Origin of the sequence: Salmonella sp. SAL4457 (genome assembly GCF_046548235.1) — a bacterium.
Classification (GTDB): domain Bacteria; phylum Pseudomonadota; class Gammaproteobacteria; order Enterobacterales; family Enterobacteriaceae; genus Salmonella; species Salmonella enterica.
Map to the genome: position 1 here is coordinate 1 of NZ_JBGDZO010000187.1, position 338 is coordinate 338.

A 338-nucleotide genomic window follows, 5' to 3' on the forward strand; every position below is an offset into this window, starting at 1 on the left:
AGACTGTAGACCACCACCAGAAGGTGCAGCGGAAGGCTCAGCCAGCCATAGGCCAACGACTGCAGCAATGTCAGCAACAGGGCCAGCGGCAGCAACGGCAGGACCACCGCGAGCAGCAGCCCCAGCCAGGAGCGGCGGGACACCGAGGGCAGATCCTCGACCAGGCTCAGCCAGGCGAGCCAGGCGCCATCGCGCTGGATACGCCGGCGCCAGCCGGAGAACTTCTCCAGCGCAAGGGCCAGCAGCAACACCAGGAACGTCATGTTTCCTCCTTGGAATCGGTCAATCCGGCGCGGTAGCGCGACCAGTCGAAAGCCTCGCCGGGATCGGTCTTGCGT

The 338-nt window shown here is 65.7% G+C and carries 1 protein-coding gene; it reads right to left on the reverse strand.

Annotated elements, in window-relative coordinates; genetic code table 11:
- Window positions 1–263: hypothetical protein (locus tag ACLJNW_RS23840; protein WP_410961172.1), on the reverse strand; the 263-nt coding region annotated here is incomplete at its 3' end.
- Window positions 264–338: the final 75 nt, after the last annotated feature.